The organism is Streptomyces sp. NPDC055815 (genome assembly GCF_053616475.1).
The window spans coordinates 1-1,930 of the sequence record NZ_JBSHDU010000184.1 but is presented as its reverse complement, the minus strand read 5'-3'; the positions used below and the strand labels follow the sequence as shown (position 1 = coordinate 1,930).

General features: G+C 73.4%; 2 protein-coding genes. Both read left to right on the top strand.

Annotated elements, in window-relative coordinates; genetic code table 11:
* Nucleotides 1-44: 44 nt before the first annotated feature.
* Entirely contained in the window at nt 45-722 is a 678-nt protein-coding gene (locus ACWGN5_RS41855; RefSeq protein ID WP_392156752.1) for a trimeric intracellular cation channel family protein, read from the top strand.
* A 23-nt stretch (nt 723-745) separates the two neighbouring features.
* Entirely contained in the window at nt 746-1,591 is an 846-nt protein-coding gene (locus ACWGN5_RS41850) for a thioesterase family protein (protein WP_453524280.1), read from the top strand.
* Nucleotides 1,592-1,930: the final 339 nt, after the last annotated feature.

The following is a 1,930-nucleotide window of genomic DNA, read 5'->3' as shown; positions in this document are numbered from 1 at the left end:
TGCCGGGGGCCTCCGCCGTCCGCGGTACCGGGACAATGGGGCGCGTGCTCCACGAATTGTTCACCCCCTCCGTTCAACACGCCCTCGACCTCGTCGGCATCTTCGTCTTCGCCATCTCCGGCGCCCTCCTCGCCGTCCGCAAGAACTTCGACGTCTTCGGCATCGCCGTCCTCGCCGAGGTCACGGCCCTCGGCGGCGGTCTCTTCCGCGACCTGATCATCGGCGCCGTACCCCCCGCCGCCTTCACCGATCTCGGCTACTTCCTGATGCCGCTGATCGCGACGGCCTTCGTCTTCTTCCTCCACCCGGAGGTCGAGCGCACCCAGACCGCGGTGAACGTCTTCGACGCGGCCGGCCTGGGACTGTTCTGTGTGACCGGTACGACCAAGGCGTACGACTACGGGCTCGGCCTCACCTCCTCCGCGGCGCTCGGTCTCGCCACGGCCGTGGGCGGCGGCGTGCTGCGCGACGTCCTGGCCAACGAGGTGCCGTCGCTGCTGCGATGGGACCGCGACCTGTACGCCGTCCCGGCGATCGTCGGCGCGACGATGGTCGTGCTCTGCATCCGGTTCGACGCGCTCAACGCCTTCACCAGCGGAGCCGCCGTCCTCACCGCCTTCGCGCTGCGGCTGCTCGCCATGCGCTACCACTGGCGCGCGCCGCGGGCCTGGAACCGCCGCTCGTCCGCGACCGAGGAACCCGAAAAAGCTACCGCTCAGTAGCTACCTGCGGTACCGTCGGAAACATGAGCACGAGCACGGAAACCGCCGTCACGAGCGAGTTCGACCGCGACACCGCCGTCACCCTCCGGGAACCCGGCGTCTACGACGCCGACCTCTCCGCCGGATGGACGATCATCCGCGCCGTCAACGGCGGCTACCTCCTCGCGCTGCTCGGCCGCGCCCTCGGCGACCACCTCCCGCACCCGGACCCCTTCACCATCTCGGCGCACTACCTCACGCCGTCCGTGCCGGGCCCCGCGGTGGTCCGGACGCAGACCGTGCGCACCGGCCGGACCCTCTCCACCGGACAGGCCTCCCTCTTCCAGTACGAGGAGGACGGCACCGAGGTCGAGCGCATCCGGGTCCTCGCCTCGTACGGAGACCTCGACGCCCTCCCGGACGACGTGCGCACCACGGCGACGCCCCCGGCGATGGCGGCGATCGAGAACTGCTTCAGCGCCGCGGACAACCCGGCCCCCAGGATCCCCGGCTCCTCGGCCATCGCCGACCGGCTCGACCTCCGTCTCGACCCGGCCTGCGTGGGCTGGGCGGTCGGCGCGCCCTCGGGCAAGGGCGAGATGCGCGCGTGGTTCGGCCTGGCCGACGGGCGCGAGCCCGACGCGCTGTCCGTGCTGCTCGCGGTCGACGCCCTGCCGCCGACCTCGTTCGAGCTGGGCCTCAAGGGCTGGACGCCGACCGTGGAGCTCACCACGCACGTCCGCTGCCGCCCGGCCCCCGGCCCCCTCCGTGTCTCCATCACCACGCGGAACCTGGCCGGCGGCTTCCTGGAGGAGGACGCGGAGGTCTGGGACAGCGCGAACCGCCTGGTAGCCCAATCCCGCCAACTCGCCCGCGCGCCCCGCGACTGAAGCGCAGCACGGTACCGAGCCCGCGCCCCGGCTGAGCGGCGCCTCGGCCCGCGCCCCGTGTGGGCCCGCGCCCGCGCTGGGCTTCGCCCCGCTGCCGTGTGGGCAATCGTCCCGCTGGGGCGGGACGGGTGGGCACACGGGACGGCGCCCTTGCCGGCGCCAGAGGCTTCCGCGCCTGAACCCGCACCGGATGCACGCCGCCACAGTGGGTGCGGGTCGGGGCGCGGAACGCGGAGGCGCCGCGAGAGGGCGCCGTCCCGTGTGCCCACCCGTCCCGCCCCAGCGGGACGATTGCCCACACGGCAGCGGGGCGAAGCCCAGCGCGGGCGCGGGCCCACA

Coding starts and splice junctions, on each gene's coding strand:
- ACWGN5_RS41850 (WP_453524280.1), top strand. CDS start 746: ATGAGCACGAGCACGGAAACCGCCGTCACGAGCGAGTTCGACCGCGAC.